This is a genomic window from Mesorhizobium jarvisii (genome assembly GCF_003601985.1).
GTDB lineage: Bacteria > Pseudomonadota > Alphaproteobacteria > Rhizobiales > Rhizobiaceae > Mesorhizobium > Mesorhizobium jarvisii.
Window position 1 is genome coordinate 1 of record NZ_QZXA01000044.1, and the last position, 379, is coordinate 379.

Sequence of the window (379 nt, forward strand, 5' to 3'; positions counted from 1 at the left end):
TGTCTATTCGTCGTGGCGATCATGATGGGAGCTCGATTTCGAACAGAGGATCACCAAAGCCGACCAGCGCTCCGGGCTCGGCGAGCAGCCTGGTCAAAACACCGGAGTGTCCGGCGCGAAGGGGAAGCAGGATGTGCCCTACCCCGACAAAGCCAACGATATCCGCATCGGATACGGAGCGCGGCAGATTTTGCGGCGCGGCGTAGGTGGCCGGGTGCTCGACACAGAAGTGGCCGGCCATCGGCGCCTTCACGATTGCGGATGCGAAGCCGGGAGCGCGTGGCGTCGTTCCGGTCGAGCTGAGCCGAGTGCCGTCTTTTCCAGCGACGACGATGCGAAGCTGTCCGTCCGGCCGGGAGATTTCGAGACCGTCCACGCC

1 protein-coding gene is annotated in these 379 nt (G+C 64.1%); it reads right to left on the reverse strand.

Annotated features, from left to right (window positions below):
• Positions 1-19: 19 nt before the first annotated feature.
• The coding region (locus D3242_RS33220; protein ID WP_120145586.1) for an acetyl-CoA carboxylase at positions 20-379 on the reverse strand (360 nt) is incomplete at its 5' end.